Source organism: Pseudoalteromonas sp. MMG012 (genome assembly GCF_018100875.1).
Lineage (GTDB): Bacteria > Pseudomonadota > Gammaproteobacteria > Enterobacterales > Alteromonadaceae > Pseudoalteromonas > Pseudoalteromonas aurantia.
Map to the genome: position 1 here is coordinate 1 of NZ_JAGJEF010000212.1, position 791 is coordinate 791.

A 791-nucleotide genomic window follows, 5' to 3' on the forward strand; every position below is an offset into this window, starting at 1 on the left:
TTGTAGAGAGTGTATTGCTCCATGATTACGTTGCACCAACAACGGATACAGAGCGATTAATCATCGATTTGATATCTAAATTACTTTATATCGATGCTGAGCATATTAGTGTCAATGCAAACTTCTTTGATTTGGGTGGCCACTCTCTATTAGTGGTACGCTTTCTTGCTCAATTGAAGGAGGTTGGTTATACGCACATTGAGTTAAAAGATCTTTACGACATAGCAAGTATTTCAGATTTGTGTAACTTGTGCGAACACCAAAAGGCTGAAGAACTCTTACAGCAGGCCTTATTGGAATCAGAGGATGCCACTGAATATGAGTTTTAATGATATGGATTCATGAGATAAGTAATGCACTGAGTTTTTGCGACAGTGCATTACTTATTATGCCTCGACTTAAGAAACATAACGAAGAATAAATTTTATAAGAATCTCTCGAAAAGTAATTTGGTGTTCGTATTAGTGAACCAATAAATTTTAAGCATAACGGATATGTAATTTCATTTATTTTGAGAGACATCAATAACAAAAATCTAAGGTGACGTGATTAATATGAACGAGCTCTATTCAAAACTGATTTCTGAAGGAACTTTGCTGTATATCGATGATGGTAAACTGAAAGCCAAATCTTCCAAAGGACGCTTAGATCAGGATACAATTATCTTGATCAAAAATAATAAAGAGGCTTTGTTAAGTTATTTACAGAAAAAAGAGCTGGATCTGACTCACAACAAAATAGTGAGGAGAGCCCATGACAATCACGAAACCTTAGAAGTATGTTCTTTTGCA

At 34.9% G+C, this 791-nt stretch carries 2 protein-coding genes; both read left to right on the forward strand.

The features are described from left to right. Positions 1-329: acyl carrier protein (locus J8L97_RS23080; RefSeq protein WP_211053061.1), on the forward strand; the 329-nt coding region annotated here is incomplete at its 5' end. A 225-nt stretch (positions 330-554) separates the two neighbouring features. Then, positions 555-791: hypothetical protein (locus tag J8L97_RS23085; protein ID WP_211053063.1), on the forward strand; the 237-nt coding region annotated here is incomplete at its 3' end.